General features: G+C 72.2%; 13 protein-coding genes. 1 reads left to right on the top strand and 12 read right to left on the bottom strand.

What is annotated here, in order from left to right; all coding sequences use genetic code 11:
• Window positions 1-4 precede the first annotated feature (4 nt).
• Window positions 5-766: a CYTH domain-containing protein gene (locus KUA19_RS10380; RefSeq protein WP_217395976.1), complete on the bottom strand. Its 762-nt coding sequence runs from the start codon at window positions 764-766 to the stop codon at window positions 5-7.
• Between the two features lie 221 nt (window positions 767-987).
• Between KUA19_RS10380 and KUA19_RS10375 the strand changes: the two genes are divergently transcribed.
• Window positions 988-1359, top strand: a complete 372-nt coding sequence (locus KUA19_RS10375) for a hypothetical protein (protein ID WP_217395975.1) — start codon at window positions 988-990, stop codon at window positions 1357-1359.
• A 91-nt stretch (window positions 1360-1450) separates the two neighbouring features.
• On the opposite strand, the gene KUA19_RS10370 is transcribed toward KUA19_RS10375, so the two are convergent.
• The 11 genes from KUA19_RS10370 to KUA19_RS10320 form a co-directional block, all read right to left on the bottom strand.
• A complete protein-coding gene (locus KUA19_RS10370; protein WP_217395974.1) occupies window positions 1451-2452 on the bottom strand; it encodes a HEAT repeat domain-containing protein in 1002 nt (333 codons plus the stop codon).
• Between the two features lie 5 nt (window positions 2453-2457).
• A complete protein-coding gene (locus KUA19_RS10365; RefSeq protein ID WP_217395973.1) occupies window positions 2458-3132 on the bottom strand; it encodes a HEAT repeat domain-containing protein in 675 nt (224 codons plus the stop codon).
• Between the two features lie 134 nt (window positions 3133-3266).
• A complete protein-coding gene (gene malQ, locus KUA19_RS10360) occupies window positions 3267-4769 on the bottom strand; it encodes a 4-alpha-glucanotransferase (RefSeq protein WP_217395972.1) in 1503 nt (500 codons plus the stop codon).
• Window positions 4766-6133, bottom strand: a complete 1368-nt coding sequence (locus tag KUA19_RS10355) for a glycogen synthase (RefSeq protein WP_217395971.1) — start codon at window positions 6131-6133, stop codon at window positions 4766-4768. Before KUA19_RS10355 ends, malQ begins: the two co-directional genes overlap by 4 nt.
• A gap of 25 nt (window positions 6134-6158) precedes the next feature.
• Complete coding sequence (locus KUA19_RS10350; protein WP_217395970.1) at window positions 6159-7409, bottom strand: winged helix-turn-helix domain-containing protein; 1251 nt, start codon at window positions 7407-7409, stop codon at window positions 6159-6161.
• The gene (locus tag KUA19_RS10345) at window positions 7406-8182 is read right to left on the bottom strand and encodes a thioesterase II family protein (protein ID WP_217395969.1); all 777 of its coding nucleotides are present in this window, start codon (window positions 8180-8182) and stop codon (window positions 7406-7408) included. The genes KUA19_RS10350 and KUA19_RS10345 overlap by 4 nt, the downstream gene beginning before the upstream one ends.
• A complete protein-coding gene (locus KUA19_RS10340; RefSeq protein WP_217395968.1) occupies window positions 8179-9471 on the bottom strand; it encodes a cytochrome P450 in 1293 nt (430 codons plus the stop codon). The genes KUA19_RS10345 and KUA19_RS10340 overlap by 4 nt, the downstream gene beginning before the upstream one ends.
• Window positions 9468-10253: a thioesterase II family protein gene (locus tag KUA19_RS10335; protein ID WP_217395967.1), complete on the bottom strand. Its 786-nt coding sequence runs from the start codon at window positions 10251-10253 to the stop codon at window positions 9468-9470. Before KUA19_RS10335 ends, KUA19_RS10340 begins: the two co-directional genes overlap by 4 nt.
• Before the next feature lie 24 nt (window positions 10254-10277).
• The gene (locus KUA19_RS10330) at window positions 10278-11528 is read right to left on the bottom strand and encodes a cytochrome P450 (RefSeq protein WP_217395966.1); all 1251 of its coding nucleotides are present in this window, start codon (window positions 11526-11528) and stop codon (window positions 10278-10280) included.
• 32 nt (window positions 11529-11560) lie between these two features.
• Window positions 11561-13834 (bottom strand): non-ribosomal peptide synthetase, encoded by a 2274-nt coding sequence (locus KUA19_RS10325; protein ID WP_217395965.1) that lies wholly within the window; start codon window positions 13832-13834, stop codon window positions 11561-11563.
• On the bottom strand, window positions 13831-15078 hold the full coding sequence (locus KUA19_RS10320; protein WP_217395964.1) for a pyridoxal-phosphate-dependent aminotransferase family protein: 1248 nt from the start codon (window positions 15076-15078) through the stop codon (window positions 13831-13833). The genes KUA19_RS10325 and KUA19_RS10320 overlap by 4 nt, the downstream gene beginning before the upstream one ends.
• Between the last annotated feature and the right edge of the window lie 15 nt (window positions 15079-15093).

Here is a 15093-nt window from a genome sequence, read left to right as displayed (position 1 = left end):
CGCGTCAGCCGCGCGCGGGCACCGGCGTCGAATGCCGTAGCACCGTCTGCGACTTGGTGTGTCGCGCCTGTCGCGGGACCACCTGATGACGTATCAGGAAGGACGGCCACCGCGCCACGGCCGCCGCCGCGCGGACTGCGGCGACCTTGCTGGACAGTTCCAGTACCGGCTCGCCGGGGAACTCCCACAGCTGTGCGGTGAGCGGATGCCGCCAGCCACGGGCGGTGCCCGTCACCCAGCGCACGAGCACCGGCCCGAACAGCGCGAGTCCGTCCAGCGTCACGCCGGGCGGTGCGTAGGTCTGGAACAGTCGCCGCTGCCGGGGTGAGAACAGTGTGCTCGGCGGGGTCCTGCCCGCCAACACCTCTGCCACCATCGTGGTGTCCGGCTTGGTCTTCAGCGATGCCGTACACACGAACCCGTCGCCGATCATGTCGAGCTCGACGGTGAAGCCCTTGTGGCGGCGCAACCCTGGGTCCAGCGCGGCAGGGTCTGACGGGCGCAAACGCATTGTCACGTCGGCGCGAGCGTCGCCCGACCGGCGAACCCGGACGATCACCCCGGCCGCCTCCAACTCCAGGCATGGGGTGTCCAGGTAGTAGACCTGCCTGGACAGTCCGGCGCCGAGGTCGAAGCCCAGCGAGGCCGTCGCGCGGCGGCCCTCCGCCTCGGTCAGGACCGCTTTCAACTCGACGGTGTCGCAGGCGGCGGGAAACGCCAGGACGGCGGGCACGGCAGTCGGCGGCTGCCCGAAGTCAGGGGTCACGTGTGATCGCAACGAGCACCTGCCACCGGCGGTTACCGGCCTCGCGGGTGCCTGGAGGCACATCGCCCAACCATCCTAGGAGCCTGCTCCGGTCGCGGTCAGCTCCTGCACCGGCGGGCTGGGCGACCGCCGCCGGAACAGAAGGCCGCACGAACGCGTGTGTCGGCGCGCCATCAGGGGATTCCCAGCTCACACACAGTCATGCTGGCTAACGTGGGCGCATGGACGAGAACCGTGCCCGGCGAGTGGTGGACGTGCTGCGTGACCGCGGTGTGCCCGCCCACCTTTCCCTGGCCGGCGGACACCGCCGACCTGGGATCCGGATCGCGCTGCCGGACGGACGCGAGGCCCTGTGGGACACCGACGGCACCGCCGGGCTGGAGGCGCAGGTGCTGCGCGACGGCATGCTCGTCGGCTTCGTCCCGCACATTCCCGGGTCGGAGGACTTCACCGAGGAGCAGGTCGTCGACGTCATCGCACGTACCGACTACGACCAGCCGATCGCCCGGCAGCGGAGCCAGGCTCCCCCGCCCGCTGCCCCGCTGCCCATGGAGGGCGGGTTCTTCCGGCGCCTGCGCGACGGCTTCCGCTGATCCGCCGAAGCGAACCGTTTCGGCGGTAAGCGGAGCCGGGGCCGAGAGCGCGCCGTCGATGCCCCCGGTCGGGCAAAGACGGGCCGGTCGTTCAGAGCTCCGCTGGCCGGGTGCGGAGCACGAAGGTCGCGGTGAGGGAGACGCGTTTGTCCGGATCGTCGACCAGGGCCGCGAGTTCGGCCCGAGCGAGCGGCCCGGGGACATCGGCCAGCGCCACGGTCAGGCGTTGGCGGGCCGAGTCGGCGGCGAGCACGAGTTCGGCGGAGATGGCGCGCGCGACGTCATCGGCCTGGCCGTAGCGGGTGGCGAGCACGGCGAGCACCTCGGCGGCTTCGACGTCGTCAGGACCGTTCGAAACGAGGGCGACGAGCGCGGGGATGGCGTCGGCGGTTCCGCGCCGACCGCGCGCGAGGGTGGCGCGGGCGCTCACCAGCGGATCGGGGTGCCGATGCGCCTCGGCGAGGACCTCGCCCGCGCGCGGTGAGTCGATCTTCGCCAGCGCCGCCAACGCGCGATGCCGCCGCTCAGGGTCGGGTGAGTCCAGGGCCTCGGCGAGTATCGGAATCGCACCGTCACCGGCTCGGGCCAGGGCCCACTGGAGCGCACCGGCGACGTTCGGGTCGGCCTCGTTCAGGGCCGCCTGGGCCAGGACCGCGGCGTCCCCGTCGCCCTGCTCGGTGAGCGACAGCACCAGGCGCTGACGCGCCGACGGGCTGTTCGCGTCGAGCCCGCGCATGAGGCTGATCGTGCGCAGCACATCGGACCACGCGTTCGGATCGCTCGCCCGCACCTGCCCGAGTCGGTGGAGCAGCTCCTGCTCGCGGGCGAGGCGGTCGCGCGTGCGGGCGAGGAGCTGTGCGACCATCGACGCCGGGCTGAAGGAGAGGTCTGCGAGCACGTCAGCGATCTCCTGCAGGCTCAGGCCGAGCGTGCGGAGCCCTTCCACGTGGAAGAGGCGACGTACGTCGTCCGGCGAGTACTGCCGGTAGCCGCCGTGGGTGCGCCCGGTCGGCGACACCAGTCCGATCCTGTCGTAGTGGCGCAGCATCCGGGTGCTGATCCCGGACTGCTCGGCGACTTCCCCGATCAGCATCCCGTTCATCCTTCCACGACGACGGGTGCGCCGAGCAGCGCGAGGGTTCGCTGCGCTTGCGCGATCGCGGCGTCGAATCCCTCCTCGGGGTCGCGCATGATCCGCTCGGTGGCCATAGCGTGCGCGCGTACCCCTGGGTCGCGAGCGGCCTTCGCTCGTTCGACGACGGGCAGGGCCGCCTCGCCCAGGGTCGCGAAGGCACGGCTGAGGCTCAGTCGCACGTCGCGGTCGCCCCGGTTGAACTGGGTCGACAACTCTTCCGCGAGCCTGGCCTCGCTGCCCGGCGGAACGAGCCCGGCGGCGGTGCGCCATGCGACGCGGGCGACCTCGTCGTCGGAGTCCCGCAGCAGCTCCGAGGTGATCGCCGACCACACGCGCCGAGCGCCGATCTTGGAGAGCGTGTGCAGGGCCTGGCTGCGGGCCTGCGGCGTCGCCGACTTCAGCTCGATCAGCAGCCGATCGACGGTCGGCGCAGCCTCGTGCCGGGTCAGGGCCCAGGTCAGCATGTCGCGCACAAAGAAGTCGGGCTCGACCGCGCACCGCTCGACCAGCGGCTCGACGTGCTCGGCGTGCGGGCGCGTTCCTGCGGTCAGTGCCGCCTGCAGCCGTACCGAGGCGGCCGGAGCCGCCAGCGCCGCCCGCAGTCGCGAACCCGTCCCGCCGCTGTCCTCCTGCACCATGCAGATCACCTCCGACCTCGATTACAGACGTTGTCACTGTGACAAGGTCAAGCCGCCCGGCCCCCGGAAATGGGGCAAGAACCCCCATGACCCGGTCCGCGAGCGCCTGGCCGGAGGTCGATCGGGGTGCGGCGTCAGGCGGTGAACTCCGGTGCGTACCGCTGAGCGGCCGTCCGGTCGCGGCCGTAGAGCTCGGTGAGGCGGCGCAGCCGGAACTCGACACCCGGGGTCAGCGACCTCGGGTCCAGGCGCCACTGCCAGTTGCCCTCGGTCCGGCCCGGCGTGTTCATCCGGGCATCGCTGCCCAGCTGCAGAACGTCCTGCACGGGCAGTACGGCGAGGTAGGCCACCGAGGCGAAGACGGCCCGCGCGGCCGACCAGCAGATCCCGTCGGGGACGCCGCCGAGGTAGCGCTCCGCGCGCTCGCGGTGGTCGACGGTGGCGGTGTCCCACCAGCCCGCGGTGGTGTCGTTGTCGTGGGTGCCGGTGTAGGCGACGCAGTCGACCGGGTAGCGGTGCGGCAGGTACTGGTTCTCGTCCCCGGAGAACGCGAACTGCAGCAGGCGCATGCCCGGGATGCCCGCGTCGATGCGCATCCGCTGCACCTCGGCCGACATCGGCCCGACGTCCTCGGCGATCATGTCGAGGTCGGGCAGCTCCTTGCGGACCGCGGTGAACAGGTCGGTGCCGGGGCCGTCCTCCCAGCGGCCGCGGGCGGCGTCGCGGGACACGGGCACCGCCCAGTAGCGGTGGAAGCCGTGGAAGTGGTCGAGGCGCACGCTGTCGCACAGGTCCTGCATCCGGCGGAACCGGTCGACCCACCAGCGGTAGTCCTCGGCCGCCAGCGCGTCCCAGCGGTAGAGGGCGTTGCCCCACACCTGGGACTCGCGGCTGTACGCGTCCGGCGGGAAACCCGCCAGCGCGGTCGGCCGTCCGGCGGCATCCACCTGGAACAGGTCGGGCCGGGCCCACACGTCGACGCTCTTGGGGCTGACGTACATGGCGAGGTCGCCGAGGATCTCGATGCCGAGTTCGCGCGCCCGGTCGCGCACCTGCGCGTAGTGGGTGGCGAACAGGTACTGCTCGAACCGGAAGAAGTCGAGTTCGCGGGCGAGCTCGTGGGTCGAGCGGGCCAGTGCGTCGGGAACGCGCACGGCCAGCGCCGCGGGCCACTCGGTCCAGGCTTTACCGTGTCGGCGTCGCAGCGCCATGAAGTGGGCGTAGTCGTCGAGCCACCAACTCTGCTCGGTTGCGAACCGATCACTTTCGGCGGTCGGGGTGAAGTTCGCGAACGCTCGTGTCAGCAGCCGGTCCTTGACCGCCGCCGCGGCCGCGTAGTCGACCGGGCCGTCGGACAGGTCCGGGATGTCGGCCAGGTCGGCTCGGCTGAGCAGTCCCGCGTCGAGCAGCCGGTCCACACTGATGAGCAGCGGGTTTCCCGCCAGGGCGGCGTACGACTGGTAGGGGCAGCCGACCCTGTTGACCGGGTTGAGCGGCAGCATCTGCCAGACCGACTGCTCGGCCCCGGCCAGGAATTCCAGCCAGTCGACGGCGGCCGGGCCGAACTCGCCGATGCCGTAGCGGCCCGGCAGGCTGGTGGGGTGCAGCAGCAGGCCGCTGCGCCGGATCAGGCTCATCGCACCCGCTCCTTCTCACGGTCGGTTTCCACGGGCCGGTACAGCCGCTCGTACCGTTCGGCGGCCTCGTCCCAGGTGAACCGGGCCCGCATCGCCCGGTCCCGCAGGCGGGCCCAGCTCTGGCCGCACCGGTACCGCTCGATGCCGTCCCAGAGGGTGCCGAGCAGCCGTTCCCGGGCGCCGGTGAACGACAGGCCCAGGCCGGTGTCGGCGATCGTCTGCGCCATGCCGCCGACCCGCCGGACCACGGGCACCGACCCGTACCGCAGCGCGATCAGCGGGGCCAGGCCGCAGGGTTCGAACTCCGAGGGCGCCAGGAACAGGTCCGAGCCCGCGTACGCCCGCCGCGCGACCGGCTCGGCGCTGTCGGGATGGAACGCCACGTTCGGGTAGAAGCGCGCCGCCCGCGTGAAGGCCCGCTCGAACCGCTCGCCGGTGCCGACCACCACGAACTGCGCGTCGAGGGTGGCCAGCTCGTCGATGCTGTCCAGGAGCAGCTCCACGCCCTTCTGCTTGACCAGGCGACCGACGAACGCGATGAGCGGCAGGTCCGGCGTGACGGGCAGTCCACTGGCGCGCTGCAGCTCGGCCTTGCATACCGCCTTGCCCGCCATGTCGCCCACGTCGTAGCGGGTGGGCAGGTGCGGGTCGGTGCCGGGATGGAAGTGGTCGTAGTCCACGCCATTGAGCACGCCGGTGTAGTCCTCGCCGCGGCTGCGCAGCAGGCCGTCCAGTCCGCAGCCGTGCAGCGGGGACAGGGTCTCGTCGCGGTAGCGGTCGCTGACGGTGGTGACCGCGTCGGCGTGCGTGATGCCCTGGGCGAGCAGGTTCCCGGCGCCGTACCCGGTCAGCCCGAGCCGGTCGGCCACGCTGTGCGGGAACAGGCCCTGGTAGGCCAGGTTGTGGATGGTGAGCACGGTGCGGCATGGCGCGTCGAGTCTGCGCAGGTGGGCGGGGAGGTGTCCGACGTGCCAGTCGTTGCAGTGCACGGCGTCGGGTCGCCAACCGGGGCTGACCGCGAGCTGGGCCAGGGCCCGGGAGAACAGGACGAAGGAGGCGAGGTTCTTCTCGACGTACCCCTCGGGCCGCTCCCAGGTGGTCTGCTCGGCGGTGCCGACGGTGAAGTACCGTACGCCGTCGTGGTCGCCCTGGTCGGCGACCTCGAACCGGGCCTTGGTGGTGCCGGCGGCGACTTCCAGCCGGGCCACCGCGCGCCCGGCGGGCAGGCCGGTGTACCGGGGCAGGAACAGGTCCACCCGGTGGCCGCGGCGGGCCAGGCTCTTGGGCAGTGCCTGGGCCACGTCGCCCAGGCCGCCGACCTTGACGAACGGGAACACTTCCGAGGTCGCGAAGTGGATCCGCATCGGGCTCGCGCTCCTGCCTGGACGTTCAGCCGTCCCCATCGAGGGCTGGCACGAGGTGTTCCCGCCAGCCGGCCGGTAGGCGGTCGTGGTGCTCGATGCGCCGGGCGCCGACGAAGGCCGCGAGGCCGGTGATCGCCTGGGCGACCCGCTCGGCGGCGGCCCGCGTGGCCGGGGCATCCGGTTCGGCGTAGACGCCTTCGAGTTCGAGCACGCCGCGCCGCCGGTCGAGGCGGGGCGCGACGCGGCCGATCAGCCGGTCGCCGTCCAGGATCGGCAGGACGTAGTAGCCGTACTCGCGTTTGGCGGCCGGGACGTACATCTCGGTGCGGAACGCGAAGTCCCACAACCGGGCCGTGCGGTCCCGGTCGCAGATCAGGTTGTCGAACGGGGACAGCAGCGTCGTGCGGCCGCTCCAGTCGCCGTCCACGATCCGGTCGAGCAGCGGCATCCGGTCGGTGTGCACGTACCACCGCTCGTCGGCGGCGGCCCCTTCCAGCGCGACCGGTACGAAGCGTCCCGCCGCGACCAGGCCGGCGACGATGTCGCGCAGCCCGGGGTAGCGAGATCGGATGAAGTGAAGTTCGATGTCCCGCCGGCGGCCGACTCCCAGCGCGCGCAGGGCGTGCTCCGCCGCGCGGGACACGATCTCCGCGTCGGGCAGCGGGGTCCGGTCCAACCGGTCGGGCAGGCAGCGATCCGCGAGGTCCCACAGTCGCTTCTTGCCGGTACGACCGGCCACCAGGACGAGGCCCTGGTTCCACAGGATGTCGAGCATGCGTTCCACGGTGCGACCCGCCGACCAGCCCCCGCCCTCCCAAGCGACGGCGGCCTGAGCGTCGAAGCCGTCCGTGGGCTGCGGCCCCGCGTCGGCCAGCCGCCGGAGGACGGCGTCGCGCAGATCGGTGTTGGCCCGCAGCCAGTCGTCGATCCGCGCCATGGACACCGACTGTGCGGCGTCGGGGTACCGGCGCATCATGCCGTGGTGCAGCTGGTAGTCCTCGCTCAGCACGATCGAGGCAGCGTGCGCCCAGTAGTCGAACAGCCAGCGTTCCTTCCAGCGCAGGTTCGCCAGCTCCTGCTCGTCGTACGCGCCCAGCCTGCTCCAGAGGACGAGCCGGTGGCTGGGCGCCACCACGTCGATCGGGTCGAGCTGCAGGCAGCGCAGCGTCCGCAGGACCTCCCGCAACCCCTGGCCGAGCGACGGCACCGGGCCGTCCAGGTGCTGGCAGCTGATGGCCAGGCGGCGCGCGTCCTGCAGGCGCAGCGGGACGCTCATCGCGCCGCCTCCCATCGGCCCGTCAGTTCGTCCAGGTCGCTGCCGAGGGCGGCCGTCAGCTCGGGCAGCACGTCGTCGATGAAGAAGTGCCCGCCCGGGTAGACGGTCTGCCGGAACGAGCCGGTCGTCTCCCGCTGCCACGCGGCCATCAGCGGCGGGCAGGCGGTGGTGGGGTCGGCCGCGCCGGAGAACGCGTGGATCGGGATGGACAGCTTCGGTCGGGGCGCGTACGGCAGGGTGGCGATCGTCCTCAGGTCCGCGCGCAGCGCGGGCAGCACCAGGTCCAGCAGGTCGGGATTGTCCAGCACCTCCGATGAGGTGCCGCCCAGGGACCGCATGTAGGCGACCAGGTCGTCGTCGGTCTCGTCCACGCCGGGGATGTAGCCCAGTTCGCTCGGCCCGGCGCTGGCGCCGACGAACAGGGCCTGCGGCTGCGGCAGCCCCGCGTCGCGCAGCGCGTGGGTGAGGTTGAACGACACCTGGGCGCCGAAGCTGTAGCCGAACAGCGCATACGGGGTGTCCAGCTGCGGGCGCAGCGCGCCGATTAGCCCGTCGACGAGGGCGTCCATGCGTTCGAGCGCGGGTTCCCGGAACCGCCCTTCCCGGCCGGGAAGCACGAACGCCTCCACCCCGACGTAGGACGGCAGCAGCGCCGGCCAGTCGCGGAACATCGACGCGGTGCCGCCGGCGAAGTGGAGGCAGTAGAGCCGCAGCCGCGCCGTCCCACCGCGGTGGTAGCGGCGCAGCCAGCGATCCGCCGCGGTCCGGGTCACGACCTCCACTGTCGCCCTCCTCTGGTTCGCGCTCGGGGCGCCGGGGTGAACACCACCGGAAGCGAGGTGACCCCATAGGCGAAGCTGACGTCGGGGAACCACGTGACGGCGTCGGCATCGGCCAGCTCGAAGTCCGGCATCCGCGCCAGCACCGCTGCCACCATCGCACTGAACATGGCCCGTACCGCGCCGGCCCCGACACAGTAATGGGATCCGCCGCCGAAGGAGAGATGCGCGCCGGCGTCGCGGTCGACGTCCAGGCGCGCGGCGTCGGGGAAGACCGAGTCGTCCCGGTTCGCCGCGGCCCAGGAGACGAACACCCGCTCCCCTGCGCGCAGGTCACCGTCGCCGAGCCGGACATCCTCGGCGACGGTGCGCACCGTGGACGGGATCGGCGACACCCAGCGCAGGAACTCGTCGGCGGCCCGGTGGACGAGCCCGGGGTCGGCGGTGAGCCGCCGCCTGAGTTCCCGGTCGCGGGCCAGGTGCCACAGCGAGGTCGATACCAGGCAGGACGTCGGGTGGATGCCGATCAGCAGGGTGTACATCATGGACACGATCGCCTCGTCCGGGACCGGCTCGCCGTCCACAACGGTGTCGAGCAGCACGGAGATGAGCCCGGAACCGCCGCCGTCGCGGCACTCCTCCATCCCGTCGACGATCATCAGGCACAGCTCCTGGGCCGCCTTGCGCGCGGTGTCGGGGTCGTGCGGCGCGTTGAGCAGCGCCCGTTCCAGCGCGGCGTCGACCTCCGCCCACTGGTGCTCGGGCAGGCCGATGTCGCGCAGGGTCAACCTGCTGGCCATGCGTTCGGTGAGGGCGTGGACAAGATCGCAGTAACCCAGCTCGATGACCTCGTCCAGGCACTCGTCGGCCAGCCGCCGGAACTCCTCCGCCCGCTCGGCGACCCGGTTCGGGGAGTAGAAGGCGGCCAGGAGTTTGCGGTATCGCAGTGACTCCGGCACGTTGAGCTCCAGTGGGACCAACCGGCCGGTCTGACCGATGGCCGGGATGCTGATGCCCTGGAAGCCGCCGTCAGGTCGCCGGTAGCCGGTGTGGAACTTGCGGTCGCGGGTGATCCGGCTGACGTCGGCATGCCCGGTCACCACCCAGAAGCCGTCCCAGGCCGTGCTCCACGACACCGGGCGGTCCTCGCGCAGCCGGGTGAGGGCGGCGAAGGGGTCCTGCGCGTGCCCGGGGTCGTGGCTGTCGAAGTCCACCCGAGGCGCCGACGCGGCGGTGTACGGGCAGCCGGTCGGCGTGGCGGCGGCGGGCGGGCTCACCGTCATGGTGCCGACACCGCGGCGACGGCCTGACCGTCGGCCGTCGCGGGCGTGGCCAGTCCGGCCGCGAACACGTCCAGCAGCGCGGGTGGCGCCTCGGTGAAGGTGTAGTGCTCGCCGTCGAGCAGTTCGTAGGTGGTGTCGCCGCATACCGGCCAGCCGGTCATGGTCGTGTGCAGCACCTCGACGTCGCGGGTCCAGCCGATGGCGGTGAGCGGGCCAGGCAGCCGCGCCGGTTCGGCGACGTGGTAGAGCTTGTTGGCGTCGATGTCGGCCACCAACACCCCGAGCTGCAGTTCGAGCAGGCTCTGCACCGGCGTGCCGCCAAGCTTGGTGGTGAGCACGCGCAGCTCGTCGAGCAGTTCGGCGTCGGTCATGCCCAGGAACCGCCCGCACGGGCCGTCATGTGGCGCGACCTGCGACGAGACGAACACGCGGGCCGGGTTCGGGTAGCCGCGCTCGGCGATGCGCACGGCGGTCTCGTACGCCCCCAGCGCCGAGCCGCAGTGCCCGAACAGCCCGTACGGGCGGTCCAGATACGGCAGCAGCGCGTCGGCCAGGTCGTCGCCCATCGCCTGGTACGTGGCGTGCGCGGTCTCCCGTAGCCGGTTCTCGCGGCCCGGCAGCTGCACCGGGCAGATCTCGATGTCCCCGACGAACTGCGGCCACTGGCGGTACATGCTGGCACCGCAGCCGGAGTAGGGGATGCAGAAGAGCCGGACCTGCGCGTCCGGGCTCGGATCGCGCAGCAGCCACTTGGTGCTGCTGCGCTTGCCGGTGCTCGACATCGTGTCGCTCCTGGGTGAGAAGGGCTAGTAGGCGACGGGACCGGCCACGGGCCGGACCTTGGCGACGATGGGCAGGTGCTTGTATCCGGCCACGAAGTTCGAGCGCAGCCGCTGCGGCTCACCGGCCAGGTCGAAGTCGCTGAACCTGCTGAGCAGCTCGCCGAAGAGCAGCCGCAGCGTCACCTTGGCCACGGTGTGCCCCACGCAGTAGTGGGGTCCGATGCCGAACGCGATGTGCCGGTTGGGTTTGCGGCGGATGTCGAAGGTGAACGGGTCGGCGAAGACGTCCTCGTCGCGGTTGGCCGAGCCCAGCCAGACGACGACGGCGTCACCGGACTTGATGTTCTTGTCCCGCATCGTCACGTCGCGTACGGCGTAGCGCATGAAGTGGTTGGCCGGTGAGGCCCAGCGCAGCGCCTCCTCGGTGCCGCCGATCGTCAGTTCGGGATGGGCGGCCCAGTCCTCGAACACGCCGGTCGCGGTCTGCGTGGACATCGCCGCGCTGGCCACGTGCGGCGTGGTCACGTTGGCACCGAGCAGGAGGCTGTAGCAGTTCGACATGATCTCGCCCAGCGACATGCGCCGACCGTCCAGGTCGATCTCCATGAGGAAGCTGATCAGGTCGTCTCCGGGTGCCTTGCGGCGCTGGTGGACGATGTCCTGGAAGTAGGCGAACAGCTCCCGGTGGGCGGTCTCCAGGGTGGCCTGCGGGCCGGCGGGCAGCGTGTATTCGGGGTCGTCGGGCGCGATCGCCGAGGTCGTCAGCGTGGTCAGGCGGGACCAGTCGGTCGGCGGCAGACCCATGAGCGTTCCGGTGACGGCCATGGGCATGGCCACCATCGCCTCGGCGAAGTCGAAGACCCCGCCGTCGTACAGCGGCTCGATCAGCCCGACGACCTTCTCGCGGATGCTCTCCCGGTGCCGCTCCACCGCCTTGATCGACAGCGCCCGCTGCAGCGGCTCCCGCATGCGGGTGTGCCTGGGCGGATCGGTCACGGCCATCTGCTTGCCCCCGGCCGGATCGTCGGTGCCGAGGATGTTCAACAGCGTGCCGCGCTCGGAGGTGAAGATGCTGTGGTCGCGCAGGACCAGGTCGGCGTCGTGATAGGTGGTGACCGACCAGAAGCCGGGGCCGTGCGCGGTGTCCTGCCAGCTGACCGGCTCGTGCCGCCGCAACCGGCGGAAGATGTCGTGCGGGTCGCCGTCGCTGTAGAGCATCGGGTCCGTCAGATCCGGCAACGCCCCCGACACGGGGCAGCCCGTCGCCATCTTCATGGCGCCTTCTCCTTCCGTCGCGCTGAGATGGTCTAGTCCCGCAGGTGCTGGGCGAGTTCGGCGATGGTCGGCTGCAGGTAGAGCACGCGCGCGGGGACGTCCACGCCGAACCCTTCCTTGAGAGTTCCCAGCAGCTCGGCCGCGAGCAGGGAATGCCCGCCCATGTCGAAGAAGTCGTCGTCGGCGCCGATCGGTTCGACCCCGAGGACCTCGCCCCACAGCGCCGCCAGGCGGCGCTCGACCGTGTCGCGGGGTTCGACGAAGTCGTTGCCGACGTTGCGCGGCATGCGTGAGGCGACGGGCAGGGCCCGGCGGTCGACTTTGCCGTTGGCGGTGAGCGGTAGCTCGTCGAGGACGACGATCGCCCACGGCACGGCGTACGGGGGCAGCGTCTGCCGTAGCCGCTCGCGCAGCCGTACGCCCAGGCCCTCGTCGTCGGTGCCGGTCTGCTCGGCGACGACGACGTAGGCGAGCAGCCGCTTGCCCCCCGCGTCGTCCGATTGGGCGACCACGGCGGCGGCGAGGACCTCGGGCAGGCGGGTCAGTTCGGCTTCGACATGGTTCGGCTCCACCCGGAAGCCCTGGATCTTCAGCTGGTTGTCGACCCGGCCGAGGAACTCCAGCACGCCGTCGGCCGACCACCGCGCCAGGTCGCCGGTGCGGTACATCCGGGCGCCGGGCCGGCCGGAGAACGTGTCGGGGAGGAACCTGTCGGCCGTCGCCTGCGCGGAGTTCACGTAGCCGCGGGCCAGGCCGTCGCCTGCGGCGTAGAGCTCGCCCCAGCAGCCGGTCGGGACCGGCCGCAGCGCCGTGTCGAGGACGGCGACCCGGGTGCCGGTGATCGGGTGCCCGATGGGCACCGGACCGGACGCCGGGGCCGCGGTCGTGGTCCAGCACGTGGTGAACGTGGTGTTCTCCGTCGGCCCGTACCCGTTGGTGAAGACCAGGCGCGGGTGGGCCTGCAGCAGCCGTTCCAGGTGTCCGGGCGAGATGACGTCGCCCCCGGCCACCAGGTGCCGGATGCCGCCGAACGCGTCCAGCCGCGTGGCCGCCAGCTGGTGGAACAGTCCTGCGGTGAGCCACAGGACGCTGACGGCCTCCTGCTTGAGCACGTCGGCCAGCCGGTCCAGTTCGAGCACACCGTCCGGGGCGACCGCCAGGCGGCAGCCGTTGACCAGCGGCGCCCAGATCTCCAGCGTGGAGGCGTCGAACGCGATCGGCGCCAACAGCAGGAAGACGTCGGCGGCGGCGATGTCGATCCAGTTCGGGTCGCGGACCAGCCGGGAGATCGCCCGGTGCGGCACCCCCACCCCACGCGGCTCGCCGGTGGTGCCCGAGGTGAAGCTGACGTACGCCAGGGTGTCCGGGTTCTGCCCGACGGGCGCCGGAGCGGCGGTGGACTGCCCCTGCCCGGCGGCGTCGAGGTCGAGCGCTGGGACACCTTCGGGTACCAGGTCCAGCAGCGCGTTCTCGGCGACCGCCAGCCGCGCGCCGGCGGTGTGGATCAGCCGGGCGTGGCGGACCGGCGTGTCCTGCGGGTCGAGCACCAGGTAGGCCGCGCCCGCCTTGAGGATGCCCAGCAGGGTGACGACGATGGACGGCGAGCGTCCCTGCAGTACCGCGACCACGTCGCCCTCGCCCACGCCGCGATCCCGCAGGCGGGCGGCCAGGGTATCGGCCTGCTGGTCCAGCTGGGCGTAGGTCAGGGTCTCGGCGCCCCGGCTGACCGCCACCGCCTCGGGGTTCCGGGACGCCTGCTCGGCGACGAGCTCGTGGACGCACCGCGCGGGCGGTGGTGCGCCGTCGCCGAAGCCGAGCGCCCGCAGCCGGTCCTCGTCCTCGGCGAGCCGCAGCTGTGCGACGGGCTGGTGCCGTGCCCCGGCACTGTGGGCCGCCGCCACCGCGAACGCGCCGTCGACGGCTGCCGCCACGCGCGGGTCGGTCGCGCCGGTGCCGGTGACCCGGTAGGGCCACCCGCCGGTCGCCACGTCGGGCGCGAGGACGAATCCGCCTGGCGCCGCGTCGTACCCACACTCGCTGAGCCCGTCCGGCCCCAGCCCGAGCAGCTGCGCGGCCACCGTGTCGGCCAGCTCGCCGAAGGTGGCAAGGTCGTCGAAGTCGGCGGTGACGGTCCAGGTGTCGCCGTCGGCGGACCGGCAGTCGGCGGCGATCCGGGCCTGCGCGGTGAACCGGTGTAGCACGGCAAGGAACGCGGCGACCAGGACCGGTTCGATCCCGACGGTCTCGCGGTGCTTGCGGGGGCCGGGCACGACCTGGGTGGTCGTGGTGAGGTGCAGCGCGGTCATCGATGTCCCCTCACGAGTTCGTACGCGTCGGCGCGGTCGGCGCGGTCGCGCGGGCTGAGACGTAGCTGGTCCGTGCGCACCGGGGCGCGGCGGTCGTCGTCGCGGGGTGCCGCCGCCACGGCCAGTGCCGCCGCCACGCCGCCGCCGACGTCGACGGCGCAGCCGAGGTCACGCAGTGCGAGCCCGAATGCGCTCAGGATGGCGACCGCGTCGAGGATGTCCACGTAGCCGCAGTGCCCGATCCGGACGACCCGGGCCGCCAGCGGGCCGCCGCTGTCGACGATCTGTACGCCGTACTCGTCGAGCAGGTGGTCGACCAGTGCCCGCGCGTCGAGGCCGGGAGGCAGGGTGACCGCGGTGACCGCGGCGTTGCGGTCATCGTCGGCCGACAGCAGGTCCAGGCCCATGCCCAGCACCCCGGCCCGGACCATCCGGCCGAGCCGCACGTGGCGGGCGAACACGTGCTCGATGCCCTCGTCGTGCAGGCGGCGCAGCGCGACGTCGAGCTGGTTGATCAGCGACACCGCGGGGGTCCAGGGCGTACGGGCGATGTCGGCGCGCAGCGCGTCGCGGGTCCGGTCCCAGTCGAAGTAGTACCGGGGCAGCGTGGCGCGCTCGTGCAGGAGCCAGGCGCGGGGGCTGATGCTGGCGAAGGCCAGGCCTGGCGGTGTCATCAGGGCCTTCTGGCAGCCCGCGACGACGACGTCCAGGCCCCAGTCGTCGGTACGCAGCTCGCAGGCCCCGACACCGGAGGCCGTGTCGACCACGCTCACGATCGTGCGCGTGGCCTCGCCGAAGCCGCGCATGTCGTTGACCGTGGCGGTGGAGGTCTCGCAGTGCACCGCGATGGCCGCCACCAGGTCCGGCGTCGCCGCGACGGCCTCGGCGACCCGGCGCATGTCCACCGGCCTGCCCCACTGCTCGGCGACCTCGACCACGTCGAGCCCGAACGTCGTGGCCAGCTCGACCCAGCGCTGCCCGAACGCCCCGTTGTTGACCACGAGGACCCGGTCGCCGGGTGAGCACAGATTCTGCACCGCGCCCTCGAACGCGCCGGTCATGCTGGAGGCGAACAGCAGCAGGTCGTTGTCGGTCAGCAGGGTGCGCTTCAGGTTGTCGACCACCCTGGTGAAGATGGCGGCGTAGCTGTGGGTCCGCTCGTCCTCCATCGGAATGGTCGCGGCGGCCACGACCTCGGGCGGCAGTGGTGTCGGCCCGGGGACCGCGAGCCTGTACTTCATCATGGCGCTTCCTCCTCG

The sequence above is a fragment of the Catellatospora tritici genome (assembly GCF_019083965.1).
Taxonomy (GTDB): domain Bacteria; phylum Actinomycetota; class Actinomycetes; order Mycobacteriales; family Micromonosporaceae; genus Catellatospora; species Catellatospora tritici.
The sequence above is the reverse complement of the archived record's forward strand: the minus strand, read 5'-3'. Positions and strand labels throughout refer to the sequence as shown.